Source organism: Streptomyces hundungensis (assembly GCF_003627815.1).
Lineage (GTDB): Bacteria > Actinomycetota > Actinomycetes > Streptomycetales > Streptomycetaceae > Streptomyces > Streptomyces hundungensis_A.
Genome location: NZ_CP032698.1, coordinates 849,711 through 874,816, shown reverse-complemented (window position 1 = coordinate 874,816; position 25,106 = coordinate 849,711). Strand labels below are relative to the sequence as shown.

Below are 25,106 nucleotides of genomic sequence, written 5' to 3'. Positions count from 1 at the left end.
TCAAGCCGAACCGGGGCGGTGTCGCCGTTTCCGGCCCCGCTACTCGTAGAGGGACTCGTACAGCGCGCGGAAGCGAGCGTGCACCACGGGGCGGGCGACCTTCATGGAAACCGTCAACTCACCATTTTCCAGGGTGAGTTCACGGTCGAGCACATGGAACGCCTTGGCGCGGAAGTACTCCTGGAGGCCGGCATTGGCGCTTTCGAGGGCCTTGTCCAGGGCTTCCAGGAGCAGCGGGTGGGTGGAGAGGGCACGCGGGTCGGTGGGCAGACCGCGTTCGGTGGCCCACTGCGCCGCGCGCCGCGCGTCGAGGGTCAGCAGGGCGACCAGATGCGGCTTGGTCTCGCCGTACAGGACGGCCTGCGAGATCAGGGGGTGGGCCCGCAGCTCCCGCTCCAGGGGGTGGGGGGTGACGGCCATGCCGTTGGAGAGCTGGATGAGCTCCTTCTTGCGGCCGGTCAGGCGCAGAAAGCCGTCCTGGTCCAGTTCGCCGAGGTCGCCGGTGTGCAGCCAGCCGTCGCGCACCGCGCCGAACTCGCCCTCGTCGTACCCCCAGTAGCCGCGAAAGACGTGGTCGCCCCTGATGAGGACCTCCCCGGTGTCGCTGATGGCCACCTCGACCCCGGGCAGGGGCCTGCCGACAGTGCCCAGGCGGTTGTCCTCAGGGGTGTTGGAGGTCGCGGCGGCCGCGGTCTCGGTCATTCCGTAGCACTCGACCAGGGGCACCCCGCAACCGACGAAGAAGGACAGGATGTCCGGGGAGACCGGCGCCCCCGCCACGGTCGCGCGGCGCAGATTGCCGCCGAACCGATCGCGTACGTCGGCGAAGACAGTCGCCTCCGCGTGGTCGAACCACTCCTGGAGCCGAGGCGGCACGATCTCGCCCGCGCTACGCATCCGGCGCACGCGCAGACCGGTGCGCGCGGACTCGATGAGTTCCGCGCGCTCGGAGGCGGGACGGTCGGCCAGGATCGAGCGGTAGATCATCTCCAGTGCGAGGGGAACCAGCGGGACGATGACGGGCGCCGCCGCGCGCAACTCGGCCGGCAGCGTCTCGGGGGAGCCGCCGCGGAAGCTGGAGAAGGTGTATCCCGACCACCAACTGAGCAACTGCATCAGAAGCGCGATGGTGTGCGGCCCGGTGACCACGAAGACGGTGCCGTTCGAAGCGTCCGCGTCGCCGAGGGCGCGGGACGGAGGCACGGGTTGGGCCCGGAGGACCGCCAGGTAGTTGCCGTGCGAGAGGGCACAGCCCTTCTTGGGGCCGGTGGTCCCCGAGGTGTAGATGATGACCAGCAGGTCGTCCGGTGTGACGCTGGCCCGGCGGCGGTCCAACGCCGCGGCGGGCACGGCGTGAAGCCCGGCGGTGCGCAGGTCGGCGAGTGTCATCGGCGGGTCGGTGACGCCGGGTTCCTCGTCGATCACGACGGTGTGGCGCAGACCCGGCAGCTCCGGGAGAGCGGCCCGTAGTTTGGCGAGCTGCTCGCCGTCCTCGCAGATCACGGCCTTGGCGCCGCAGTCGTTGACGACATGGACGATCTCTTCCGGCACCGTCGTGGGCAGCAGCGACACCAGGACCAGACCGCAGGAGGCGGCGGCCAGCAGCGTCAGGGTCCACTCGGGGCGCAGACCGCTCTGGATCGCGACCCGGTCGCCGCGGGCGAGGCCCAGCGCCATCAGACCTCGCGCGATCTCCTCGCCGGCCTCGTGGGCCTCGGCGAAGGTGAGGTGGTGCGGTGCCCCGCCGGGGTCGCGCCGGAGCAGGGCCGGGGCGCCGGGCCACCGTTCGGCGCCGTGCCGCGAGAGACCGGCCAGGGTGGCGGGCGTGGTCGGTGGGGGCATCGAGCTCACTCCCCGCCCGGAACGCGACGGTCGGCGGCCTGGGTGTCGGGCTGGACGTCGATCATGTAGCCCTTGCCCCACACCGTTTTGATCACCAGGCCGAGCGGGGCGAGGTGCCTGCGCAGCCGCAGGACACGTACGTCCAGGGCGTTGCGGCGGGGCGGCGCCTCACCCTGGGGCCACATCTGCCGCGTCAGGTCGTCGCGGCTGACGGTCGAGCGGTAGGAGGCGAGGAGCGCCCGGACGAGATCGGCCTCGCCCGGCCCCAGCGGCACCGCCTGGTCGGCGAAGTGGAGGATTCCGTACCGGTCGAGCACCGGGTCCCTGGGCGCCACCCGTACTTGCAGCGCGGCCTGCCGCGCCTGGAGGTCCTGGGGGTCGGCGGGGGTACGGATCCAGTCCTCGAGCTCGTCGACGCAGTGCGGGGGAGGCGCGGTCGGCGCGACGAGCAGCAGGCGGGGGATGCCCAGGGCCCGGCAGTGGTCGAGCTGCTGCGACTGCTCGGGCCAGCGCAGGATGCGCACGGGGCTGGATGCGCTGCCGGGGGCGGTGGGGCCGGGGGTGGGCAGACGGTGGGGGCGGGGCAGGGTGAGAGTCACGGCGGGCCTTCCTGGGGACGGGAGCGGGGAATCCGTGGGGAGGGAGGACGGTGTCCGGGTGATGGCGGTCAGATCGGACGGGGGCGCGCGAGCCGTGCGCGACCGGCCGCGGCGGGGCGGCGTCGGCCCTCACGGGTGCCCGGGCAGAGGGCAGTCGTCGGCTGGCCGGCTTCGGCGAACGCGTCGCGGATGAGGCAGTCGAGTTCGGTGACGGTCAACTCCCCGCCGGGCAAGGGGTGTTCCGCTCGCGCCATCAGCGTGTGGGCAGCATTGAGGGTGGCTTCCATGAGAGCGGGCAGGGGTGAGCCGGTGCGGGCGGGAACCCGCAGGTGCGGTCCGGCCGCGGCGAGGAGTCGGGGGGCGTTGGCCGGGGCGCCCTGGCCGATCTGCTGGGCAGCGAGCAACACCAGGACCCAGGGGGCGAGTTCGGCGTCGGGGACCAGGGCCGCGACCCTGAGCGCCGTCACATACGAGGCCTGAGCGTGAGCGAGGTCGCCCGCCGCCTGGGCGAGCCGGCCGCTGAGACACGCGGCACGAGCCGCCGTCGAGGCCAGCCGAGCACCCAACTCCGGCCCGTAGCCAGCCGTGTGCAGCAGGTCGGTGACCATGCGCAGCTCAGTGTCCGCAAGGACCCGGTGGGTGGCCGGCTCCTCGGTGCGGCACAGCCGGCGAAGCCGGAGGTGGCGGTCCTCCAGGGCGGCCACGGTGGCTTCCGACAGCGGCCTCCCCTCTTGTTCCAACGGCGCGGGGTGGGCCCGGCTCGCTTCCTGCCAGCGGGCGATCAGCTGGTCGACGGAGGTCGTGCAGCCGGGGAACAGGGCTTCGGCGGGGGCTGATGCGTCGCGTGAGCGGGACAGTGCCCGCAGGGAGCGGAGCGCCTCCTCGACGGTCCAGGGGGCACACAGCGGTACGGAGGGGCCGTCCGCCAGGTGGAGCCAGTGGGGCCAACCCAGGCGCAGCACCTCGGCTCGGGGGACTCCGTGGAGCTGGGCGATGGTGAACTGCGCGGTGAGCTCGGGGGTGACCTTTCCCGACTCCCAGCGGGCGACCTTCTCCCGGCGTGCGGCCATGCCGCCAAAGCCGAGTTCGGCGTGCTTGAGGGCGACGAGGCGGGCGTATCCGGAGTGAGAGAGGCCCTCCTTCCTGCGCAGCAGCGACAGCGGATGGGCGAGTGGGCTCTTGTGTGTGGGGCACATCGGCGACACATCTCGTGGGGAGGGAGGGGATCGAGCCGCTGAGCCTGAGGTGCGGGACCCGGTCGTTCGGTGCGGCTCGTGTCTTCGACCATGGCAGCGTCCGCAGGCCAAGTCCCTACGGTCACGACCACAGACATCAGGGGCAACGACGCCCACCCGAGGCTTCGGTACCTGAGCCGAGGGCTTCGGTACCGAAGGGAAAACCCTGCGGCCGAGGTCCCGCTTTCCGCGGTACGCAGCGCCGCGAGGCTGCTCGGCTTGGCGCCCGAGGCGACCGCGCCAGGGGAGTGCGAACACCGCGCCACCAGCGGGACGTCGCAACCCGGCGGTATGGGACGGGCGGACGAGGAGAATGACGCGACAAGGGCACCGCCGGTTCGGCGGTGCCCTTGTCATGCGGGGTTCCCCCGCGGAAACCCGGTCTGCTCCTCAGTGGCTGCCAGCCCCCGCCAACTCCCGTGTCTCGACCGCCACTTGGGGTCCGACGTTCGCCAACAGCACCGCTCCGAGCCCCTGCCGCTTGACCCCCAACTTGCGGTAAGCGCCGGAGAGGTGGAACTCCACATTGCGGACCGTGACGCAGAGGTCCTGGGCGATCTGCCGGTTCGTGGCACCCCGCGCCGCGGCGAGCGCGACCTGGTGCTCCTGGGGGGTGAGCCCGTACGGAGTCTCGGCCCGCCGCCCCCTGCGCCGCCCGCCGCACATCGAGGCGAGCAGCTCCTCGCCACGCCGCACCAGCGGCTCGGCCCCGCACTCGGACGCCAGGGCGACCGCCCGCTGCGCAGCCGCGCGGGCCTCGCCGACCGCGCCCTCGCCGTGCAGCAGCGCCGCCAGGTCGAGGAGCGCCGCGGCGTGACCCAGGCGGTACGGAGAGGCGGCCAAGGACGCGACCGCCTCCGTCAGCAGCGCCTTGCTCTCGGGTCCCCCCACCGCCATGGCCAGCGTGTGCTGGGCGACGCCGACGACACGGGCCGTCCCCCAGGCGCGGGCCGGCACCAGATCCTCCTCGGCGAGCTCACGGGCGCGCTCGCGCCGCCCGAGCGCGATGTGGGCCGCAGCGGCACGTGAACGCCAGGGCAGGATGGCCGGGTTGACCATCTGCCAGGCGGTCGCGCGCCGGCCGCACTCCTCCAGGTCGTCCACGGCGCCCTGCGCGTCGCCCTCGGCCAGGCGCAGCCGACCCCGTGCGTACAGCAGGAAGGTGTACTCCAAGGTCTCCGGCACGTCCTCGGCCACCCACGGGTAGTGGTCGAGGAGGGCGCGTGCCTGCTCCAGCCGACCGAGGGAGACGAGCACATCGGTGTACCAGACCGCGCAGGTGACGGCGCAGTGGTCGCCGCGCGCATCGATCCCGTACCCCTCGAAGGCCTCCAGGGCCGAGGCGAAACGACGGGCCGCCTCGGTCAGGTCCCCGCAGTGCAGTGCCTTGAGCCCGTGGGACATCGCCATGATGGCCATGGCCCGCGGCCATCCACTGCGCTCGGCGACGCGGTCGGCGGCGGCGAACACCTCGTCGATGGCGGCCGAGGCGTCGGTACGCGCGAGAGCGAACAGCGCATAGTACGACGGGGGCCGGAAGAAGTTCTGGTCGGCGCCGAGGACGGCCTCGCGAGCGCAGCGCACCACCTGTTCGCGCTGCTCCCCCCGCCAGCCCGCCATGGTGGCGAGCATCCCCTGCTGGGCACGCCGCAGGGCGAGGTCACCGAGCGCGGGGCGCTCCATGCGTTCCATGCGGTGCAGGGCGGTGGGGACTGTGGGCAGCCGCAGGAACTCCGACATCATGGCCGCCGCCTCCAGCCGCCACGCGAGATCCGGGTCCAGGTCGCCGAGGCGGGCGATGGCCGCGTCCGCCAACCGCGAGGCCTCCTCGTGCGCCGCGAGCATGCACAGCGCGGGCACCAGACGGAGCGTGGCCTGGGCCGCCTGGCGGGCGTCGGTGGCGATCGCGAGGGCCGCACGCAGATGGTCGATGCCGTCGTGCGGCGCGTACGACAACTCGGCGCTGCCCAGCTCACAGAGCATGGCGCTGCGCTCGCGGGCGGAGGAGGGCTGCTTCAGGGCGTGGCGCAGATAGGTCGCCGCGATGTCCGGTGCCCCGCGGCCCGCCGCGAGCGTGGCCGCGCGCCGCAGTTCCGCGCCCGCCCACGGCGTGACCGAGGACCCCGACCGCAGGAGATGGGCGGCGATCTGCTCGGACGGGGCCTGGGTTGCGCGCAGCAGCTGTGCGGCCCGGCCGTGCGCGGTCAGCCGCGCGCCGACCGGAACGCTGTCCAGAACGGCGTTGCGTACGAAGGAGTGCGTGAAGGCCAGCGGAAGGGAGTTGGGCACCACCGACATCGCCGCGAGCGTGTCCAGGGCGCGGGCCGCCTCGTCCGGTGTCAGGCCCGCGAGGTCGGCGGCGACGTCGAACTCGGCGCCGTCGCCGAGGACGGCGACGGCCTGGGCCAGGGCCTCGGAGTCGGGGCGGGCCCGCAGCCGGGCGCGCAGCCGCGTCGCCACGGCCGGGGATCCGAGCCGGCGCACCGTGGCGGCGCTGAGCTGGTCGCACGCGGTCCGTGACTGCCCCAGGACGCGCATCAACTCCGTGAGCAGGAAAGGGTTCCCCCGGGTCAGTTCGGCACACGCCCCGACCACGTCCGCACTCGTACGCCCCACCGACCGGTGCACGACCTCGGCCACGTCTTCGTCGCTCATGGGGGCAGGCCGCAGTTCGCGCGCCTGGCCGGTGAGGGCGAGCAGGGGCTCCTCGGCGTAGAGCCGCTCGCCGTCCGTGGTGGAGATCAGCAGGCTGATGGGGCGGTCGGCGAGCCGGCGGGCGGCATACGCGAGGAAGCGCATCGAGGGGGCGTCCGCGGCGTGGGCGTCGTCGACGGCGAGCAGCAGGGGTGAGCGCTCGGCGAGCTTGGCCACCAGCCGGAACAGCGCGTGATGCGTCGTGTACGTACTGGTGCGGGGCGCCTCGAAGGACGCCTCGTCCAGCACGAGCCGCGCCGCGGGGCCCGCCTGGTCCAGCAGCGCCTCGCGGACGGGCTCGTCGGTCGTGGCGAGGAGGTCGCCGAACAGTCGGCGGACCACGCCGAAGGAGAAGTCCCGCTCCAGCGGGGATCCGCACGCGGTGCTCACCAGGACCGGGAAGCCGAAGCACATACCGGTGAGTGCCTGGATCAGCGAGGTCTTCCCGATGCCCGACTCGCCCGCGAGGTGAATGAGCGCGGGCCGCCCGGAGACGGCGGCGAGGACGCTCTCCCGCAGGGTGCGCAGCTCCGTCGCGCGCCCTGGCAGCAACGACGTCTCGTGCGGGTGCTCAGTCATCGGACAACCAACGGTGTGCGGCATGGAGAGCTACCTTTCCTCGCCGTCCGGTCGGCGCGCGGTGGGTGCGCGATGCCTTCCGGGCGGTGGGTCCTCGGTCGACGGACGTCGCGCCCCTCGAAGGGGATGCGATGGCCGGGAGGGTCACAGGCCGCTTGCGCCGGGGGTGTGGCGGGCGGGCGCCTGGGTGAAGGCCGTCGGCCGGGGCTCTGCGGGGGGTGTGCCGGCACTGTGGGCCACGAGAACAACGATGGCCGACGCGTGGTGCTCGGCGTACCCGCCCGAGGGCGGCGCTCGCCCCCGCCACTCGGCGGGGGGCCGGGGCGGAGCAGCACCCGGAGAGCCCCGGGGCGGAGCGCGCGGAGGGGGTTCCTCGGCGACCCGGGCCGTGGTCACCTCGTAAACCAGTCACCTGAACGGCCGAAGCGCCCGTCCGATCGTCCTGCGCGCCGCCAAAGGACACGGACGCTAGAGCGTCCACTACGGGCCCGTTCCGCTGCACACCGCCCAGACCTGCGAGGTACGCCCGGACCCGCGAGGTACGCCCAGACCCGCGAAGGACCGCCTGGACCCGCGAGGGACCGCACGGACCCCGCGAAGGATCGCCCGGACCCTCCGAAGGACCGGCCGCGATACTCCGGCACCCAATCCGAGACGCCGCCGGACGGCAGGCATGCCGGGGGCGGTGTGAGCGGCCGCGACCTACAGTCGAACGCGTGGGATCGGAACGAGAAGACCGGGCGATCCGTGTGGTCGTCATCGACGACGAGCAGCTGGTCCGCTCGGGCCTTCGCATGATCTTGGGTGCGGCGCCGGACATCGAGGTGGTCGCGGACTGCGGCGGCGGTGACGCGGTGGAGACGGTCCTGGCTCAGCGGCCCGACGTGGTGATGCTGGACATCCGGATGCCGGACGTGGACGGGCTGACCGTCCTGAGCCGGCTCGGCTCGGCCCTGGGGGAGCGGCTGCCCGCCGTCACCATGCTCACCACGTTCGACACGGACGAGTACCTGGCCACGGCCCTGCGCTCGGGCGCCTCCGGGTTCCTCCTGAAGGACACCGAGCCCGAACAGCTCGCCCGGGCGGTCCGCGTACTGGCGGCGGGGGGAAGCACGCTGGACCCCGCCGTGGCCCGTACCGTCATCGGCGGATACGTGAGCGGTGCCGACGGCGCCGAACGCGCGAAGCTCGCCGTCGGCGGCCTCACCGCCCGGGAACGGGAGGTGCTCCGGCTGGTGGGCCAGGGGCTGTCCAACGCGGAGATCGCGGCCCGTCTGCACCTCGCTCACGGGACCGTGAAGGACCATGTGAGCGCGCTTCTCGGGAAACTGGGCGGCCTCAATCGCGTACAGGCCGCCGTCATCGCGGAACGCGCCGGCCTGGTGGACCGGAGCGTGGACGACCCCCGGCCCTCCGTATGAATCCGGCCCTGCCCAAGCGGCTCACATCGTCACAGTGGCGAGTGGTCTTCCTGCTCGGACCGGTGATCCTCGGCGTCGGCGACGCCTTCATCGCGCCCGCGAACGTGAGGATGTCCGCGGTGGAGTGGGCGCTCTCGGTGGGGGCGGGGCTCGCGTTGATCATCCGGCTGCGCATGCCGGTCCTCACGCTGCTCATCACCCTGCCGGGCCAGTTCATGGGTACGGCCTGGATGGCCGGGCTGATCGCCCTGTACACCCTCAGCCGTTTCCGACCGGGCCGCCGTCTCCTGCTGACCTGCACCCTGCTCGTGATCGTCGTGAAGGTTCTGCCCTACCCGCTGGAAGCGGCGGAGCTACGCACCAGGCTCGCGAATCTTGTGTGGCTGGAGGACGCTCTCGGTGCGCCCATCGCCGCGGTCGCGCTCGGCCGCGCCGTCGCTCTGCGCTGTGAGCTCGCGGAGCGGTTGAGGGAACTCACCGAGGGGCGCAGCAGGGAGGACCGCCTTCTTGCCGAGCAGGTCCTCGCCACGGAGCGCACCCAGCTCGCCCGCGAGATGCACGATGTGGTGGCCCACCAGGTCAGCCTCATCAGCGTGCAGGCCGGTGCACTGCGGGTGAGCGCCGGGGACTTCGCGGTACGGGAGGCGGCCGACACCATCCGCACCCTCTCCGTCAGGACCCTCGAAGAACTGCGCCACATGGTCGGCGTGCTGCGGGCCGCGGGCGGACGCACCCTGGACCCCCGGCCCCAGCCCCGCCTCTCCGACCTGCCCAGGCTCATCGCCGAGAGCGCGCTCGACGTGGATGCGGACATGGCGTACGAGGGGTGCGCCCCCTGTCCTGAAGGCGTGGAGCGAGCCGCGTTCCGCATCGTCCAGGAGGCCCTGACCAACGTCCGCAAACACGCTCCCGGGGCCAAGGTGTGGATCCAACTGCGGTGCACGGAGGGCGAGTTGCGGGTGGAGATCCGCAACGCGGCCGCCGCACCGGGCGCCGCCGCCCTCGACCTGCCGAGCGGCGGCCACGGCCTCGTCGGGCTGAGCGAACGCGTGCACCTGTTGGGGGGATTCTTCAGCGCGGGCCCGGGCGACGCCGGTGGGTTCCGTGTCAGCGCCACCATCCCGATCCCCTCCACCACACCGGAGGACGCACCCCGGGTCCCGGACGCGAGCCGGACGCCGGACACGGAACCGCCGAAGTGAGACGGCCTCGCTCCCTTTTCGGTGGAAGTCGGGCGGCTGTGGGTGCCCTTGGGGTCGGGCTGTCGCCGCCCCGGCCTCCCCCGGACCGGTGAGTCACACGGGCTTTGCGCTACCTTGACCAAGACTTGTGCAGGTGGGGATCACGGAAACCACACGGAACCGAACGCGCTGGCTAATCTGTGGTGCCCCTTCGGGGGCCGGTGAACGGGCAGGGCTTCCGGGCGGGACGTGGCGACGGTGACGGCGCACAGGTCACACGGCACGGCGGTGGTGACCGTGGCCGTAACCATGGATCGACAGCACACGTAGCAGCAAGGGGTGGGGACCACATGTCCGACAAGCCGCGCAAGCCCGCGCACCGACTCTCCAAGAGGAACCGGTACATCGCCTGGGGTGCGGCCGGTGTAGCGGTCGCCGCGACGGGCGGCATCATCGCGCAGAGCGCGTCGGCGACCACGGTGTGGCCCGCGCAGAAGACATTCACCGGGCTCGCCTTCGACACCTGCACCGCGCCCTCCGCTGCCGCGATGAACGCCTGGAAGGGCGGCTCGTACGGGGCGGCCGCCGTCTACGTCGGTGGCAAGAACCGGGGCTGCTCCCAGCCCAACCTCACCGCGCCCTGGGTCAAGACCGTCACCGCGCAGGGGTGGAAGCTCATCCCGCTGTACGTGGGCGCCCAGCCGTTCTGCCAGACCGGGTCGAGCCCGGAGAAGATGACGGCGTCCAACGCCTCGTCGCTCGGCGCCACCGACGGCGCGGACGCGGTGGCCAAGGCGTCCGCGCTCGGCATGAAGCAGGGCAGCGCGATCTACCTGGACATGGAGTCGTACGACACCAAGAACGTGTCGTGCAACAACGCGGTCCTCGCCTACGTCCGTTCCTTCACCAAGACCCTGCGCGCCAAGACATACCGAGCCGGTTACTACGGTTTCAGCACCTCCAGCGCCAACGCCGTCGCCACCGCCGCCGACCGCACCGACCTGCCGGGCAACCTCTGGTACGCGAAGTGGGACAACGTCAACACGACGACCACCGACTGGCCTTGGTCGAGCAAGCTGTACACCGACCACAGCCGTGCGCATCAGTACATGGTCAACAGCAAGGAAACGCACGGCGGTTACACCATCACCGTCGACCGCGACGCCTGGGACGGCCCGGTCGCCATCACCGGCTGAGCAGGGGCGGGGCAGGGCGGCTCAAGGGTCGCTGTCCTGGGACGGGGTTTCCCGGCCGGTGATCCGGCCGGCATCGTCCCCGGCGGCTCTTGAACCTCCCAAAGGCCGGCTCGTACGATCGTGTGTCAAGATCGCGGGATGCTGCGACTCACCGACTTCATCATCGACTGTCCGGACACCATGAAGCTGGCCGCCTTCTACTCCGAGGTGACGGGGCTCCCGGTCAAGAAGGACAGTAACGAGCACTGGGCCGGGATCCGGTTCGGCGAGATCGAGCTGGCCTTCATTCAGGTGGAGGACTACCGCGCCCCGCGATGGCCCGACAGCGATCACCCCAAGCAGTTCCACCTCGACTTCGAAGTCGATGACATCGAGGCCGAGGAGCGGCGCATCCTGGCCCTCGGCGCGACCCTGCACCGGGACTGCGTCGGCCCCGAAGGCTACGGATTCCGCGTCTACACCGACCCCATCGGCCACCCTTTCTGCCTCTGCCGCAACAAGGGTGTCGTCTGGACCGATCAGGGCCCCACCTGGCCCGAGCGCGACCAGTAGGCGCAGCCCGGCCACCGGGTCCGGCCGGCGGTGACTCAGGTTTGTTGTTCGTCCTCGGGCTCATGAGGGGCTCGCTTCTTGTAGAGCCCGCGCAGCCAGATGGCCGCCCCGGCGATCAGTGGCGGCCCGAGGACGACTGCCTTGGCCGCGGCCTTCGAAGCGAGCCAGGCCATGCCCCAGAAGTGCCATCCGAAGAAGTGCCAGATGGCCGCCCATATGAGTCCCGCGATGCCCACGGTCAGGACGACAGCCAGAACGGTTCGGCTGAGGGATCGTGCGGTCGCTGTTCCGGTGGAGTCATCGGTCATGGGGACAAGCATATGAAGCCCCAGCAAGGGGGCGAGCAAAGGGTCAAAACCCGTGACGCCCGCCCCTCGTACGGCACGGCTCGACGGGCAAACTCCGCGAACTCCCCACCGGGGACGGTCTGTTGCTGGTCGAGCAGAACCGTGTCCCGGGCGCGATACGGGCGAGCTTTCTCCAGCACGTGAGGGTCGTTTCGGCAACGCCCCGCGATCTCACGTCAGTTGACCGGGTCAGCAGCGTTGCAGGACCAGCGCCGCGTTCTGGCCCCCGAAGCCGAACGATGTGGTGATCATCGCTTCGACGCGGGTGGGGCGGGCCTGCTTCGTCACGATGTCCAGGTCGATGCCGTCGTCGATCCGGTCGAGGTTGGCGGTCGGATGGATCAGCTGGTGGCGCAGGGTGAGGGCGCCCACCACGGTTTCGATGGCTCCGGCGGCCCCCAGGGCGTGACCCAGGACGCTCTTGGTGGCCGTGACCGGCGGCGGTGTGCCGAAGACGGCGTGGAGCGCGTGCGCTTCGATGCGGTCGTTCAGGAGGGTCGCCGTGGCGTGCGCGTTGACGTGGTCGACGTCCTGGGGGGACAGACCGGCGTCCGCGAGGGCGGTGTGCATCGCGCGCTGCGCGCCGGCGCCCTCGGGGTGCGGTGAGGTGGCGTGGTGGGCGTCGCCGCTCGCCCCGTACCCGGTGAGCAGGGCGTAGGGGCGGGCCCGGCGGGCGCGGGCATCGGCGGCCCGTTCGAGGACGAGGACGCCCGCGCCCTCGCCGAGGACGAATCCGTCCCGGTCGGAGTCGAAGGGGCGGGACGCGCCGGCCGGATCGTGGGTGCGGGTGGAGAGAGCGCCCATGCGCCAGAAGGCACTTGAGGTGACGGGGCTGATGCTCTCGCTGCCGCCGGCGATGGCGATGTCGCACATGCCTGCCCGCAGGAGCAACGCGGCCGTGCCGATGGCGGTCGTTCCCGAGGCACAGGCCGTGCTGGTGCACAGGTTGGGCCCCTCGGCGCCCAGCGTCATGCCGACGTAACCCGCGGCCATGTTGGGGGCGCTGCGAGGGACGAGGGTGGGCGACATCGCCTGGAAGCGGCGTGCGGCCAGGGCGGCGCTCGCCTTCGGCGTCAAGTCGTGCGAAGCGCTGCCCACGCCGATGACGACGGCCACGCGGGGCGCGTCCCAGGCGCTCTGGTCCAGGCCCGCGTCGGCGACGGCCTCGCGGGCGGCGGCCACGGCGAACCGGATGAACGGGTCGGTACGCCAGGCGAGTCCGGGCGCCGCCGCTTTGAGCGGTGCCGCGGGAACGCGGCAGGCGAAGGGGACGGGCAGACCTTCGAGGTCGGGGTCGGGCGCGCAGGTCGGTACGCCCGCGCACAGCCGCTCCCAGGTGCCGGGGACGCCCACGCCGGCCGCCGTGACCAGCCCCAGGCCGGTGACGGCGATCCGCATGGCGTGCTTCACCCCGTGACCAGGTCGCCGGAGCCGACGACGGGTGCCTCCGCCACGGCCCGCGTGACGATGCGCGCGGCCTCGTGGTACGGCGTGTTGGGGGAGATCGGCAGGTCGAGGCTGGAGATCTCCTTGTGGGTCTGCGCTTCGATGGCCACCAGGAGTTCCAGAAGCCCCAGCGAATCGAGGCCGAGTTCCTCGAGGGTGGCGTCCTCGGTGAGTTGGGTGGCGGAAATCTCGAACTCCTCCACGACGATCGTCTTGAGCGACTCTTCGGTGAAGGCGACTTCTGAGGTGGTCAAGGCGGCCTTTCCGCTGGTACGGAGCGTGCGACGCCCCCGGTGACATGACGCCCCTGTGATATCGGCGTCCTGGTCGCATCACGGCCCGGGACACCCGTCCGCTCGCCAAAATCACTGCACTGGCGGACCACTTGGCGCCGCCTCGAGAACGGCGCGGCCCGGGAGCCGGAGCAGCGTGATGCAGAACGCCACCAGCGTCACGGCGGCCGCGGCGAGCGCCGCATGCGACATCCCGTGTACGAACGCGTCCGCCGCCGCCGCGCGCAGCCGCTCACGTGCTCCCGGCGGTAGCCGGTGGGCAATCGCCGCTGCCGACAGCACGTTGTCGGACGCGTTGACGACGTGAGGGGGAGCGGCGAGGCGGCGTGCGCGAACGTGTCGTCGAGGTGACTGGTGTACGCGCTGGACAGCAGTGAGCCCTGTACGGCGACGCCGAGCGCGGCACCGACCTGACGGGTGGCGTCGTTGACCGACGACCCGAGCCCGGCGTGCGACGGTGGAACGCCGTTCATGACACAGGCGGTTGTGGTCGCGGCGGTCAGTCCCGCACCGGCACCGCTCAGGACGAGGAAGACCAGCAGACGTCCGTAGCCGGATTCGGCGGACGTGTACGACAGGAAGCCGAACGCCCCCACCACGGTGATCAGCCCCAGTAGCACGCCTGTCTTCTCACCGCGGCAGGATGTGACCCACAGGGAGATCGCCGCGCCCGCCATGAGCCCGCCCGGCAGGGGCAGCACCCGCACCCCCGCCTGCCACGGCGTGTAACCCAACACCCCCTGGAGATACAGGGTGATGACGAAGAGCGCGCCGAACAGGGCGAACGACATCATGGCCAGCGCCACGGCCGCGGTGCTGACCCGCGCCGGTCGCACCAGCGTCAACGGCAGAACCGGGGCGGCGCTGCGGTGTTCCACGACGAGGAACCCGGCCAGCAGCAGCCCCGCCACCGCGTACGCGCCGAGCGTGAGCGGATCGGTCCAGCCACGGCCGGGACTCTCGATGACGGTCCACACCAGGACGAGCAGCCCGCTCGCCGAAAGGACGGCGCCCGGCACGTCGAAACGGGGTCGAGGGAGGGAGGAGCGGGGTGGGTCGGCGGGCACGAGTGCCAGCGCCAGGACGATGGCGAGGACGGCGATGGGGATGTTGATCCAGAAGGCGGCACGCCAGGACGTCGTCTCCACCAGCCGGCCGCCGACCACGGGGCCGCAGGCGCCGCCCAGACCGCCGACCGCCGCCCACAGGGCGATCGCGCTCCGGCGCGGCCCGGGATCGGGAAAGAGGTCGGTGATGACGCACAACGTCGCCGGCATCAGCAGAGCGGCGCCCACCCCCATGGCGGCGCGGGTGGCGATGATCTGTCCGAGGGAGTGGACGAGGCCGCCCGCGGCCGAGGAAACGGTGCAGACGACAAGGCCCGCCACGAAGGCGCGTCGACGTCCCAGGCGGTCCGTGAGTCCGCCGCTGGTCAGCACCAGACCGCCCAGGGCCAGCACATACGCGTCCACGATCCACTGGGTCTGCCGCATGCTCGCGTTCAGGTCGTCCCGCAGATCGGGGACGGCCACATTCAGTACGGTCAGATCCAGCCCGAGCAGAAAGAGTCCCAGACACACGGTGAGCGCGGCCCCCCACCGGCGCCGAACCGACAGCCCGGCCACTCGTGCCACCACGTCCTGGGGGAGGCCCTCGACCGTCATGAATTCAGCCATGGAGCCAGCGAACCATCGACGGCGCGGCGCATCCGGGCGCCACATGCCGCCAAAGGAAGGGCGTATGAACGCCCCCCGAACGCCGGAGCACGGCGCGACGTGGCTCAACGATCGTGAGCGGGGCGGCCCTTACAGTCACACCTCATGCCGAACACGCGCACCGCCGACCCGGTCTCCTGGCCCGACCTCATCGCGCAGCAAGTGAACTGCGACACGGCGAGCGAGGCCTATCGCGCCGATCCCAACGGGTTCACCGAACCCCTGCGCAGCAGATCCGGCGCCGTTCACCGCACTCCGTCAGGCGCGCTGGTCCTCCTCGGCCACGCCGAGTGCGCCGAGGTGCTGCGCGATCCCCGGTTCGGACACGGCGCCGCCACGGCACGTGACATCACCGCCTACGGCGTGCCCGCCCGGTCGTTCCTGCTGACCGACCCGCCCGACCACGACCGTCAACGCGGCAGGGTCAGCGGAGCCTTCACCGCTCGGGCCGGCGCCCGGCTCGCGCCCAGAATCGAGCAGTACGTCCTCGACCTCGTCGGCAAGGCCTGGCAGCGGCGGGAAGTCGATGTGGTCGCCGACCTCGCCCGGCCGCTCGCCGCATCGGTCCTTTCCGACGTCCTGGGCCTGCCACCCGGCTACGAGCACCACTTCGTGGAGATGGCGGAACTCCTCGTGCGCGGAATGGACCCCCAGCAGGACACCGCGCCCGCCGCCCGCGCCGCCATCACCCGGGCCCGCACCGACTTCGTCCGCACCTTCACCCAACTCCTGCGACGCACCCCCGACGGCTGCGGCACGAGCGTCATCGACCAACTCGCCCGGGGCATCGCGCGCAAGGACGACCCCGTCAAGCTGAGCGAGGCCGTCGCGACCTGCGGACAACTCATCGCGGCGGGCTACGAAACCACGGTCGGGCTGATCGCGAACGGCCTGCACACCCTGCTCACCCACCCCGAGGAAAGCAGCGTCCTCGACACCACCCATGCCGACGCCGATGCCATGGCGACGGCCGTGGAGGAGCTGCTGCGGTACGAGCCGCCCGTCCACATCGCCGTGCGCACCGCGCTGACCGATGCGCAGGTGGGCGAGGTGACCGTTCCCCGGGGGACGATCCTCACCCTGATGCTCAACGCCGCCAACCGCGACCCCCTCGTCTACGCCGACCCCCACCGCCTGGACCTCCGGCGCGGCGGCCGTCACCTCGCCTTCGGTCTGGGCCCCCACTTCTGCCTCGGCGCACCCCTGGCCCGCATGGAAGCGCACCTCATGCTGTCGGCCCTGTGGTCCGGCAGGCCGGAGTTGGTCGAGGAGCGCGTCACGTACACCTTCGGCTTCGTGGCCCGCCGCGTGCAGCGGCTACGCATCCGTCTGACCCAGCGCCCGAAGCCGTAGTCGCGGGAGCGGGAGGGCGCGCGGCCGCATCCTTTCGCGGTCCGCGCGCCCGCAATAGGCTCGCTCGTGCCCGGGCGCGGTGGTGGCGGACCCACCCGACCCGGCGGGGAGGGTGGGGGGTGCTGGTCGTGACGGCTGGGGCGGTGGGGCGAACCAGGGCAGGCCGGCCCGGCGCGGTGAGCGCGTGACCCGCCGATCGGCGCCCGGCGGGGTACCCGCGGTACTGCCCCGACCGTTGCGTGCGTGGCTCGGAATCGCCGCGGCGCTCGCCGCCGTGGTGGTCGTCTCGCTCGGCGTCCTCTACGCCGGCCGGGACAGACCCGGCCAGGTGGATGTGTGGGCGGCACCGGTGGGGAACGACGTCTCGTCGCCGTGGCGCCAACTCGCCCTGATTCTCGACTCCTTGGGGGAGCCCCTCGGATCGGCGGCGCTGGTGGTGGCCGCCCTGGCGGGGAGTCTGTTGCTGCGGTGGTCACGCGCGGTCGTGTTCATCGTGGTCGGCGTCGGCGTGACCGTGGGGGCGGCCACGCTGGGCAAGCACCTGGCGGGGCGTACCATCCACGGCGGCAATCTCTCCTACCCGAGCGGACACACCGCCTTCTTCACCGCGCTCGCCCTCATGGTCGCACTGCTCGCCGCCGGCCGGCTCCGCCTCGGCCGGGCAGCCGGAACGCTGCTCGTATGTGTCGTCACCCTCGTGGCCGGCGCCGCCATGGGCTGGGCCCAGGTGGTGCTGGGAGCGCATTACCCGACCGACGTCCTGGGAGGGTGGTGCACCGCCTGGGTGGCGGTAGGGGCGACGGCGTGGACGGTCGACGGGCTCGCTAATTCAACACCGGCGAAGGTGACTTGACGTACCGTCAGGGCTGGCTCATCAGGTCACGTCACGCCAAGCGGCGGAATACGGGCTTCACCGGTCGTCCTCTCACCCAGGGGGTCGGGTCGGCGGCGTCGAGCGCCTTGCGGTACACGGCGCACGCCTGGGCCACCACCTCGACGGTCTGATCGATGTCGGCCTCGCTCAGTGCGCTGCTGACCACGAACGACGGGGCCAGCACCCCGCCGGCGAGGAGCTGACGCAGGAACAGGGTCCGATAGGGCTGTGACGGCTGCCCGTTCTGGTCGAGGGTGGCGAACACCAGGTTGCTGGCCCGGCCCCGCACGACCACGTGATCGCCGACGCCCATGGCGGCCGCGACATCGCGGACACCCCTGGCCAGGCGTTCGCCGAGCGCGTGCAGTTGTGCGGTGACACCTTCCTGCACATAGATGGCTTGTACGGCCATGGCGGCGGCCAACGAGTGTGTCTCCGCACCATGGGTGGTGGACAACAGGAACACGCGGTCACGGGAGTCGCGCAGGCCGCCCCGCTCCATCAGTTCGCGGCGCCCGGCCAGTGCGGCCACGGCAAACCCGTTGCCCAGCGCCTTGCCGAACGTGGAGAGGTCGGGCACCACCCCGTACAGGCCCTGGGCGCCCGCCGGGGACCAGCGGAGGCCGGTGATCATCTCGTCGAAGATCAGGACACAGCCGTGCCGGTCGGCCAGCGCGCGCAGCCCTTCGAGGTACCCGGGGGGCGGCTCGGTGTGGCCGGCCGGTTCGAGGATGAGGCAGGCGACCTCGTCCCGGTACCGGGTGAGCACCTCCTCCGTCGCGGCCAGGTTTCCGTAGGGGAACGCGACGGTCAGCTCGGCGGCCGTCGCCGGAATCCCGGCGGACATCGGCGTGGTGGCGATGAACCAGTCGTCTACGGAGAAGAACGGATGGTCGCCGCAGATGGCCACCCGCGGCCGTCCGGTGACGGCGCGCGCGAGACGGACGGCGGCGGTGGTGACATCGGAACCGTTCTTCGCGAACTTGACCATCTCCGCCGTCGGCACGGTGGCCAGAAAGCGTTCGGCGGCCTCCAGCTCCACGATGGACGGCCGGACGAAGTTGCTGCCGCGGTCGAGTTCCCGCCGCACCGCCTCGTTCACACGGGGGTGGGCGTGGCCGAGACTCACCGAGCGCAGGCCGGAACCGTACTCGACGTAGCGATTGCCGTCGATGTCCCACACATGCGCGCCACGGCCGTGGCTGATGACGGGGGCGAGATGCTCGGGGTACTGGTCGTCGCCCTTGGCGTACGTGTGGGCGCCGCCCGGGATCAGCGCGTGCAGCCGCTCGTTCGCCAGCCGTGACCGGGACAGGCACAACTCCCCGCCACTGTCGGCGTGTTGGGGCACGTTCGTGTGCGGGGGCAGTTCGGTGTGCGGGGCCAGTTCGGTGGGTCGGGGCAGTTCGGTGCTCACGCCGGCATCACCTCTCCATTCGCTTGAGTGCCTCGTCGAGCGTTGGCGCCTCCCGGTCCCGCTGGGACATCGACGTGACCGGCAGCGGCCACGGAATGGCGAGCTCCGGGTCGTCGAACGCGATCGTCACGTCCTCGGCCGGATCGTGCGGGCGGTCGATCCGGTACGAGGTGTCGGCCGTCTCCGTCAGAGCCTGGAAGCCGTGTGCGCACCCGGCCGGGATGTACAGCGTCACCTGCGTCTCGCCGGACAGCTCGAAGGAGGCTACGGTGCGATAGGTGGGGGAGCCCGGCCGCAGGTCCACGACGACGTCGAAGATCCTGCCGTGGGAGCACCGCACGAGCTTGGCCTCCCCGGCACCCGCGCGCAGATGCAGGCCGCGCAGTACGCCCCGTACCGAACGGGACACGCTGTCCTGGAGGAAGGCGCCCGGGTCGAGGCCCACCGAGCGGACGACATCGGCGTCGAAAGTGCGGCAGAAGAAGCCGCGTTCGTCGGCATGGGGTGTCGGTACGAAGAGATACGCGCCGTCGATCTCGGGGACCTCGATCGCCTTCATGGCTCCTCCGGCATGGCGTGGACGGGGATGCGCGCGGCCGCCGGGAACAGGGCCGCGGTCAAGTCGGCGAACTGGCGGGCCAGTTGGCGTTCGGCGATCAGGTTGCGCTCGACGAGCGTCTGACGCAACCGCGCCGATCGCCGCTCAAGGGAACGGAACTGATCGAGGAGCCGGTCCGCGTCGACCTCGCGCGCCGGATGGCAGTACGCGGCCAGGCCCATCCGGTCCATGAGTGCGTCGCTCTTCGCCGCATAGCTGAGCGCGAGCGTGGGTGTGCCGACCTTCAACGCGCACACCAGGTTGTGGTAGCGCGTCGCCACCACGCTGTCGGCCGCCGCCATCTCCGCCATCAGCTCGGAGAGGGAGGACGTCTCGGCGGCGGTGACCAGCGGCGAGGGCACCGCGTCGAGGATCGCGGCGACCACCGGACGATCCACCTCGTCGCCGATGAGCAGCCGGACCGGCCTGCCGTCCTCCACCAGTGCACGGACGAACCGGGTCGTCCCGTCGAGATAGCGTCGATGGATCGTCTCGGCGCGCGCCCGGTCGTCGTCGCTGCCGTGGTAGTCCATGACGCCGACACAGACCGGGCCCGGCGGCCCCGGCGGCGCGCTCGCCCGTGGTGTCGGCAGGGCGAACGCGAGGTCCGGGTACACCTCGTCGCGCGCGGTGTCCACGCCCAGGGACCGCATCGCGTCACGGGACAGGGCGTCACGGTACGAGCGGTAGGTGGCGAGCCGCGCCGACCAGCGCACCAGGGCCCGGGTCACCCGACTGGTGATCGGGGCGGCGCCGACGCCGACCAGGGCGACCCGTGTGCCGGCCAGCCGGCCGCTCGCGCAGAGCAGGAACAGCGAGTACGGGAAGCCCCAGGGCCGCAGCGGCAGCGTCGCCTCCAGAACGCCCATGCCCGGCACGATCACCACATCGTGCCGCCGCACCCAGGCCGCGGTGCGCGCGGCGTCGACGAGCTTGCCGAGCCCCTTGCCCGCGATCGCCCCCGCCCGCGAGGCGGTCCGGTACTCCCCCCGGTACCAGTGCAGTCGCGTCGCGGGAATCCCGTATCGGCTCGTGACGATCTCGGGTCCGCCACACAGCGCGTCCACCGCCGCCTCCGGGTGCTCGGCGCGGAGGTACGCCAGCACGGCCTCGAGGGATCCGTCGTTGCCGAGGTTTCCGGAGCCGAGCAGCCCGAACACCCCGACGCGCACCGGGAGTTGAGCGGGTGACGTCATGTCTGGCGTCCCTCCCGGCCGGCGACGAGGGCGTCGACGGAGACGGTGAACTCAGCCGGGTCGACCGGGGCGCGGTCCTCGACCCGCTCGCCGGCGCCGGGCCGGAGCCGACTGGTCATCCACGCGGCCAAGTGGCGGTAGCAGGCGCGCCGGTCGGCCGAGGACAACGGCGCCCGCCGGATCGCCGAGGCGAAACCCCAGACGTACTCGGCGAGCAGCCGGGGCGTGGGATGCAGCGGGCCCGCCCGGCGCGGGTCCAGATTGACGCAGCGGGAACGCTTCGAAGGGTTCGCGCGCTCGGCGCGGTCGGGGTGGTCGCGGCGGAAGTACAGCAGCTCGGGCACCTGATGGAAGGGCCCGTGCAGGGTGATCTCGGCGACGAACGTGCGGTCCGCGTGGTGGTAGCTGTCGTGCGGCTTCACACGGCGCAGCACATCGGCGCGCATCACCCCGTAGAAGTCGTCGCCGCCGGGCTCGAAGAGCAGGCTGCGGAAGCGCTCCGGGGCGTGCGGCGAGTCCGTGGCGAGTCCGTACGGGTAGGGGACCTTGACCTTGCCGTCGCCGTCGATCACCGCCTGCCCGGAGTGCGCGAGGATCACCTCCGGCCGCTCGTCGAGCGCCGCCACACAGCGCCCCAGCAGGTCCCGGGCGTATAGGTCGTCGTGTGAGGCCCACTTGAAGAGTTCGCCGCGACACTGGGTGAAGACGTGGTTGTGGTTGGGTGCGGCGCCGATGTTGCGTGGCAGCCGGAGGTAGCGGATGCGTGTGTCCTGGGCGGCGTACGCACGGCAGATGGCCTGTGTTTCGTCGGTCGAGGCGTTGTCGGAGACGACCAGCTCGAAGTCTTCGTAGGTCTGGCCGAGCAGGGCGTCGAGCGACTCGGAGAGGTACTGCTCGCCGTTGTAGACGGGCAGGCCGATGCTCAACCGGGGAGAGGTGGTCAAGGCGTCCTCACTTCGCGGATGGAAGGGCGGTGCTCGCGCAGGGCCCGGTGCAGGTGCAGCCACCACACGACCGAGCCGCAGGCCGTGGCGGCGGCGACGCCCCAGGCCGAGCCGACCGTGCCGGCCACGGCCGCCCCGCCGAGCCCGCCGATGACGTAACAGGTGGAGGCGAACAGTTGGCAGCGCAGGCTGCGGCGGGCCGCGGCGAGCGCCCGCAGACCGGCCGCGGCGCCGGTGCCGAGCCCGGCGCCCGCGACACCGAAGGTGATCGGCACGATGAGCGCCGACGCGGAACTCCAGACGGCGCCGAGCGCGAGTTCGCCGATCCTCTGCGGCAGGAGCAGCAGCGCGGCGCCCCACAGCAGTGCGGCGACGGCCTGCCCGCCGCCCAGCAGGAGACAGAATCCCCGGAGCCGGTCAGGGGCCCGCCGCAGCACCCGCGCCGCTTCCGCGACGGTGACCAGGGAAAGACCCATGAGCACCGCCATGAACGGGCCAAGGAGGAGCTCGGCGCCGCGGACCACACCCACCGCGCTGACCCCGACGATCGCGCCGAGCCCGTACGCCCGCAACTGGCTCGCGCCGCTTACACCGACGTTCTCCACCAGATACCGGTAGCCGAGGTCGCGCTGCTCGCGCAGCCACAGGCGCGCCTCGCCCACCCGGGGCCGGATGCCGCACTGGAAGCAGCCGTACACCGCCGCCACGGCGGCGGATCCGCCCCAGGCGAGCACGAAAGCGGCGACGGTGTCCACGCGGGCCGCCACCACCAGGGCCGGGACGAGCGCGACGCCCCAGACGAGGTCGTTGACGAACGCCTTGCGCCCGGCGCCGGCGGCGAAGAACGCGTAACGCCAGGCGTCCTGCGCCAGCAGTCCCGGCAGCATGACGCCGAGACAGGCGAACGCCGGCCCCATGCCACCGCCCAGGGCGAGACCGGCCGCCAGGCAGGCCGCGCCGATGGCGGTGCCGACGGCGAGGGAGGTGCCCGACGACCGGGCCACCGCGGTGCGCCAGGCCGCCTCCGGTACGCCGCTGAAGCGCACCACGAGCGGGTCGGTGGCAAGGCCCCGGGAGACGCTCAGCACCACGCCGTAGGTCACCCAGGCCAGGCTGAACACGCCGAACGCGGCAAGCCCGAGCGAGCGGGCCACATAGATGCCCACGGCGAAGTTGGAGACGCTGGAGGCGGCCTGGTCCGCGAGCCCCCACGACAACCGGCCGAGGACGGCCCGCCGTGCGCCCCCCGGCGCCGTCGTCGTCCGCTCCGTCCCGGCCACGGGCGTCATGCCTTGATCAGCCCGGCGTCGCGCAGGGCGCCGGCCGCGGCGGCGACCGCCTCGAACGGCAGCCGCGACCGTTCGGCGATGTCCAGCAGACTCTGCTCGCCGTCGGCGTAGTTGAGCACCCACAGCATCGCCATCTCGGCCTGTTTCGCGTCGCTGCGGCCTCCGAGCGAGTCGTACAGCCCCCGTCGGCCCAACTGCGGTTCGCCGTAGGGGCTGAGGTTCACGTATCGCCGGTTGCGGTCGAGGACGGCGAACGCCTCGCCACAGACGGCGAGGGTGTCCGCCAGAGCCTCGGCGCAGACGAAGTCGAGGTCGTCCGCCGAGGTGTGGTACTCGGGGTAGCCCGCATACGGCGTGCGGCTGAGCGAGCCCACGCCGAGATCGAAGCCGGGCGAGCAGAACTGCCGCTCGTCGTAGCCGTAAGGAGTGAACTCCCTGACCGTGTGCGGGCGTTGAGAGGTGTGCAGCACGTGTCGCATCACGCGGTCGATCTCCGCGTCGCCGTTCCTGCTCTGCTTGTACGTGAGCTGCCCCCGGTCACCGGCGCAGGCGAGCACCAGACCGTGCTTGACCCGCTCTATCTGTTCCGCGTTGCGGGCCAGCCAGGTGATCGCCCCGATGGTGCCCGGCGCGAACAGGAACCGGTAGGTGTAGTACGGGGTTTGCTCCGCGAGTCGGCGTGCCAGGAACACCGCCACCGCGATGCCGGCCAGGTTGTCGTTGGCGAGCGAAGGGTGGCACACATGGCAGGAGACGATCACTTCGTCGGCGACCTGGCCGGGCACCACGTGTTCGGCATAGGTGAGGTGGCCGTCGGCGAGCGTGGAGTCGATACACACCTGGTACGCGCCGTCCGGCAGCGCGTCCAAGGTGTCCTGGGCCAGGCAGAATCCCCACTGCGGCTTGTAGTAGCTCGTGCGGTACGGCACCAGGGCGGGCTGGTCCGGCAGCGTGTGCAGATGGGGCCGGAGCTCGTCGAGGGACATCGTCGCCGACACCGGTGTGCTGTAACCGAGCACGTGCAGGTTGGACGCGGCGAAGTCGACGACCCGGCGGCCCGTCGCGTCGGCGATGTACGCGTCGCGGATGTTCCACTCCTGCGGCACCGTCCAGTCCAGCACCCGCGTCCCGGTCGGCACCTCGTGCACCTGGAGCGGGATGTACTCGTCGACGATCGCGAGGGTGGCGCGCACACCGTCTCCGGTGATGCTCCGGCACAGCGGATACAGCCGCTCCACCAGCGCGTGCATCTCCTCGCCGAGCGCGGTCACCGGCGCCACCGCAGCGTCTCGTCGACCGTTCCGGCCTCGGTGGCCGCGCGCAGGACGGCGAGGCGGGTGAAGCGCCGCTCGAAGTCCTCCCGTGTCAGGCCGAACGTGCGGTAGGCGTCGGCGAGTTCGAGGGCGCCCTGCTTCACCGTCCACTCGCAGTCGAAGCCGGGGACCGCGGCGCGGAAGCGGGAGAAGTCCACGCGGTAGGACCGCGGGTCCGCGCCGTTCTCGCCGGTGATCACCACACGTGAGCCGGTGACCGCCTCGGCGACCTGATCGGCGATCTCGGCGACCGTGACGTTGTTGGTCTCGCTGCCGATGTTGAACGCCCGGTCGTGCACCGCTTCCCGCGGCGCGGTCAGCGCGGCCGTGAAGGCCCGCGCGATGTCGGCGGCGTGCACCAGGGGGCGCCAGGGCGTGCCGTCGGAGAGCACGAGGACCTCGCCGGACAGGAGCGCGTGACCCACCAGGTTGTTCAGGACGATGTCGGCGCGCAGTCGGGGCGAGTAGCCGAAGGCGGTGGCGTTGCGCATGTAAACGGGGCTGAAGTCGCCGTCGGCCAGCGCGTGCAGATCGTCCTCCACCCTCACCTTGGACTCCGCGTACGGTGTCACCGGGCGCAGCGGGGCGTCCTCCGTCACCAGCTCGTCACCGCCGGCGGCGCCGTACACCGAGCACGTCGACGCGTACAGGAAGCGCCGCACTCCGGCGTCGCGGGCCAGGGTGGCGAGGCGCACGGACGCATGGTGGTTGATGTCGAAGGTGAGCTCCGGCGCCAGCGACCCCAGGGGGTCGTTGGACAGCGCGGCGAGGTGGATCACGGCGTCCACGCCCGCCACGTGCTCGGCCGTGATGTCGCGCAGATCCACCCGGCCCCAGGTGCTCGGCGCGGCTCCGGCAGGCGATGCCCCGGCGCCCAACGGGTCCACGGGCGGCGGCCCGAGGACGCAGTCGGCGAACAGGCCGGAGTCGAGGCCGACGACCTCGTGCCCCGCGGCTTTCAGGACCGGGGCCATCACGGTGCCCAGGTAGCCCTGGTGTCCGGTCAGCAGTACACGCACGGT

21 protein-coding genes are annotated in these 25,106 nt (G+C 71.9%); 6 read left to right on the top strand and 15 right to left on the bottom strand.

Features of this window, described 5'->3' with window-relative positions; genetic code table 11:
* Positions 1–39 precede the first annotated feature (39 nt).
* The 4 genes from DWB77_RS03920 to DWB77_RS03905 form a co-directional block, all read right to left on the bottom strand.
* Positions 40–1,842, bottom strand: coding sequence for an AMP-dependent synthetase/ligase (locus tag DWB77_RS03920; protein WP_120719893.1), 1,803 nt, complete (start codon positions 1,840–1,842; stop codon positions 40–42).
* A 5-nt stretch (positions 1,843–1,847) separates the two neighbouring features.
* Positions 1,848–2,441 (bottom strand): winged helix-turn-helix domain-containing protein, encoded by a 594-nt coding sequence (locus tag DWB77_RS03915; protein WP_162952410.1) that lies wholly within the window; start codon positions 2,439–2,441, stop codon positions 1,848–1,850.
* 68 nt (positions 2,442–2,509) lie between these two features.
* Positions 2,510–3,637 (bottom strand): hypothetical protein, encoded by a 1,128-nt coding sequence (locus tag DWB77_RS03910; RefSeq protein WP_120719891.1) that lies wholly within the window; start codon positions 3,635–3,637, stop codon positions 2,510–2,512.
* Between the two features lie 429 nt (positions 3,638–4,066).
* On the bottom strand, positions 4,067–6,949 hold the full coding sequence (locus tag DWB77_RS03905) for a helix-turn-helix transcriptional regulator (protein ID WP_162952409.1): 2,883 nt from the start codon (positions 6,947–6,949) through the stop codon (positions 4,067–4,069).
* Positions 6,950–7,665: 716 nt separating this feature from the next.
* On the opposite strand from DWB77_RS03905, the gene DWB77_RS03900 reads away from it, so the two are divergent.
* The 4 genes from DWB77_RS03900 (at position 7,666) to DWB77_RS03885 (ending at position 11,299) form a co-directional block, all read left to right on the top strand.
* Positions 7,666–8,370: a response regulator gene (locus DWB77_RS03900; RefSeq protein ID WP_281279976.1), complete on the top strand. Its 705-nt coding sequence runs from the start codon at positions 7,666–7,668 to the stop codon at positions 8,368–8,370.
* Entirely contained in the window at positions 8,367–9,572 is a 1,206-nt protein-coding gene (locus tag DWB77_RS03895) for a sensor histidine kinase (RefSeq protein WP_120719889.1), read from the top strand. Before DWB77_RS03900 ends, DWB77_RS03895 begins: the two co-directional genes overlap by 4 nt.
* Positions 9,573–9,901: 329 nt before the next feature.
* Complete coding sequence (locus DWB77_RS03890; protein ID WP_120719888.1) at positions 9,902–10,747, top strand: glycoside hydrolase domain-containing protein; 846 nt, start codon at positions 9,902–9,904, stop codon at positions 10,745–10,747.
* Positions 10,748–10,885: 138 nt separating this feature from the next.
* Positions 10,886–11,299 carry a VOC family protein gene (locus tag DWB77_RS03885; protein ID WP_120719887.1) on the top strand — a complete coding sequence of 138 codons (414 nt, stop codon included), beginning with the start codon at positions 10,886–10,888 and terminating at the stop codon, positions 11,297–11,299.
* 35 nt (positions 11,300–11,334) lie between these two features.
* Here DWB77_RS03885 and DWB77_RS03880 read toward each other — a convergent pair whose 3' ends face one another.
* From DWB77_RS03880 to DWB77_RS03865, 4 genes are all read right to left on the bottom strand, one after another.
* Positions 11,335–11,607, bottom strand: coding sequence for a hypothetical protein (locus DWB77_RS03880; protein ID WP_162952408.1), 273 nt, complete (start codon positions 11,605–11,607; stop codon positions 11,335–11,337).
* Between the two features lie 228 nt (positions 11,608–11,835).
* Positions 11,836–13,044 (bottom strand): beta-ketoacyl-[acyl-carrier-protein] synthase family protein, encoded by a 1,209-nt coding sequence (locus tag DWB77_RS03875; protein ID WP_120719885.1) that lies wholly within the window; start codon positions 13,042–13,044, stop codon positions 11,836–11,838.
* A gap of 8 nt (positions 13,045–13,052) precedes the next feature.
* Entirely contained in the window at positions 13,053–13,346 is a 294-nt protein-coding gene (locus DWB77_RS03870) for a phosphopantetheine-binding protein (RefSeq protein ID WP_162952407.1), read from the bottom strand.
* 197 nt (positions 13,347–13,543) lie between these two features.
* Positions 13,544–15,061, bottom strand: coding sequence for an MFS transporter (locus DWB77_RS03865; RefSeq protein WP_162952406.1), 1,518 nt, complete (start codon positions 15,059–15,061; stop codon positions 13,544–13,546).
* A 144-nt stretch (positions 15,062–15,205) separates the two neighbouring features.
* Here DWB77_RS03865 and DWB77_RS03860 point away from each other — a divergent pair, with 144 nt between their 5' ends.
* Together DWB77_RS03860 and DWB77_RS03855 are read left to right on the top strand one after the other, a co-directional pair.
* Positions 15,206–16,453, top strand: a complete 1,248-nt coding sequence (locus DWB77_RS03860; RefSeq protein ID WP_120719882.1) for a cytochrome P450 — start codon at positions 15,206–15,208, stop codon at positions 16,451–16,453.
* Positions 16,454–16,637: 184 nt separating this feature from the next.
* A complete protein-coding gene (locus DWB77_RS03855; protein WP_120719881.1) occupies positions 16,638–17,306 on the top strand; it encodes a phosphatase PAP2 family protein in 669 nt (222 codons plus the stop codon).
* 31 nt (positions 17,307–17,337) lie between these two features.
* On the opposite strand, the gene DWB77_RS03850 is transcribed toward DWB77_RS03855, so the two are convergent.
* The 7 genes from DWB77_RS03850 to DWB77_RS03820 form a co-directional block, all read right to left on the bottom strand.
* Positions 17,338–18,678 (bottom strand): glutamate-1-semialdehyde 2,1-aminomutase, encoded by a 1,341-nt coding sequence (locus DWB77_RS03850; protein ID WP_428985185.1) that lies wholly within the window; start codon positions 18,676–18,678, stop codon positions 17,338–17,340.
* A 73-nt stretch (positions 18,679–18,751) separates the two neighbouring features.
* A complete protein-coding gene (locus DWB77_RS03845; protein ID WP_120719880.1) occupies positions 18,752–19,303 on the bottom strand; it encodes a dTDP-4-dehydrorhamnose 3,5-epimerase family protein in 552 nt (183 codons plus the stop codon).
* Complete coding sequence (locus DWB77_RS03840; RefSeq protein ID WP_120719879.1) at positions 19,300–20,538, bottom strand: polysaccharide pyruvyl transferase family protein; 1,239 nt, start codon at positions 20,536–20,538, stop codon at positions 19,300–19,302. The genes DWB77_RS03845 and DWB77_RS03840 overlap by 4 nt, the downstream gene beginning before the upstream one ends.
* On the bottom strand, positions 20,535–21,482 hold the full coding sequence (locus DWB77_RS03835) for a glycosyltransferase family 2 protein (RefSeq protein ID WP_120719878.1): 948 nt from the start codon (positions 21,480–21,482) through the stop codon (positions 20,535–20,537). Before DWB77_RS03835 ends, DWB77_RS03840 begins: the two co-directional genes overlap by 4 nt.
* On the bottom strand, positions 21,479–22,771 hold the full coding sequence (locus tag DWB77_RS03830; RefSeq protein WP_120719877.1) for a hypothetical protein: 1,293 nt from the start codon (positions 22,769–22,771) through the stop codon (positions 21,479–21,481). The genes DWB77_RS03835 and DWB77_RS03830 overlap by 4 nt, the downstream gene beginning before the upstream one ends.
* Positions 22,768–24,051 (bottom strand): DUF4910 domain-containing protein, encoded by a 1,284-nt coding sequence (locus DWB77_RS03825; protein WP_120719876.1) that lies wholly within the window; start codon positions 24,049–24,051, stop codon positions 22,768–22,770. Before DWB77_RS03825 ends, DWB77_RS03830 begins: the two co-directional genes overlap by 4 nt.
* Complete coding sequence (locus DWB77_RS03820; RefSeq protein ID WP_120719875.1) at positions 24,039–25,103, bottom strand: NAD-dependent epimerase/dehydratase family protein; 1,065 nt, start codon at positions 25,101–25,103, stop codon at positions 24,039–24,041. The genes DWB77_RS03825 and DWB77_RS03820 overlap by 13 nt, the downstream gene beginning before the upstream one ends.
* Positions 25,104–25,106 lie beyond the last annotated feature (3 nt).

What these genes read in the sequence shown, in the direction of transcription:
- DWB77_RS03920 (WP_120719893.1), bottom strand. Translation starts at nt 1,842, where the DNA reads ATGCCCCCACCGACCACGCCCGCCACCCTGGCCGGTCTCTCGCGGCAC.
- DWB77_RS03910 (WP_120719891.1), bottom strand. Translation starts at nt 3,637, where the DNA reads ATGTGCCCCACACACAAGAGCCCACTCGCCCATCCGCTGTCGCTGCTG.
- DWB77_RS03905 (WP_162952409.1), bottom strand. Translation starts at nt 6,949, where the DNA reads ATGACTGAGCACCCGCACGAGACGTCGTTGCTGCCAGGGCGCGCGACG.
- DWB77_RS03895 (WP_120719889.1), top strand. Translation starts at nt 8,367, where the DNA reads ATGAATCCGGCCCTGCCCAAGCGGCTCACATCGTCACAGTGGCGAGTG.
- DWB77_RS03890 (WP_120719888.1), top strand. Translation starts at nt 9,902, where the DNA reads ATGTCCGACAAGCCGCGCAAGCCCGCGCACCGACTCTCCAAGAGGAAC.
- DWB77_RS03885 (WP_120719887.1), top strand. Translation starts at nt 10,886, where the DNA reads ATGCTGCGACTCACCGACTTCATCATCGACTGTCCGGACACCATGAAG.
- DWB77_RS03880 (WP_162952408.1), bottom strand. Translation starts at nt 11,607, where the DNA reads ATGACCGATGACTCCACCGGAACAGCGACCGCACGATCCCTCAGCCGA.
- DWB77_RS03875 (WP_120719885.1), bottom strand. Translation starts at nt 13,044, where the DNA reads ATGCGGATCGCCGTCACCGGCCTGGGGCTGGTCACGGCGGCCGGCGTG.
- DWB77_RS03865 (WP_162952406.1), bottom strand. Translation starts at nt 15,061, where the DNA reads ATGGCTGAATTCATGACGGTCGAGGGCCTCCCCCAGGACGTGGTGGCA.
- DWB77_RS03860 (WP_120719882.1), top strand. Translation starts at nt 15,206, where the DNA reads ATGCCGAACACGCGCACCGCCGACCCGGTCTCCTGGCCCGACCTCATC.
- DWB77_RS03845 (WP_120719880.1), bottom strand. Translation starts at nt 19,303, where the DNA reads ATGAAGGCGATCGAGGTCCCCGAGATCGACGGCGCGTATCTCTTCGTA.
- DWB77_RS03840 (WP_120719879.1), bottom strand. Translation starts at nt 20,538, where the DNA reads ATGACGTCACCCGCTCAACTCCCGGTGCGCGTCGGGGTGTTCGGGCTG.
- DWB77_RS03830 (WP_120719877.1), bottom strand. Translation starts at nt 22,771, where the DNA reads ATGACGCCCGTGGCCGGGACGGAGCGGACGACGACGGCGCCGGGGGGC.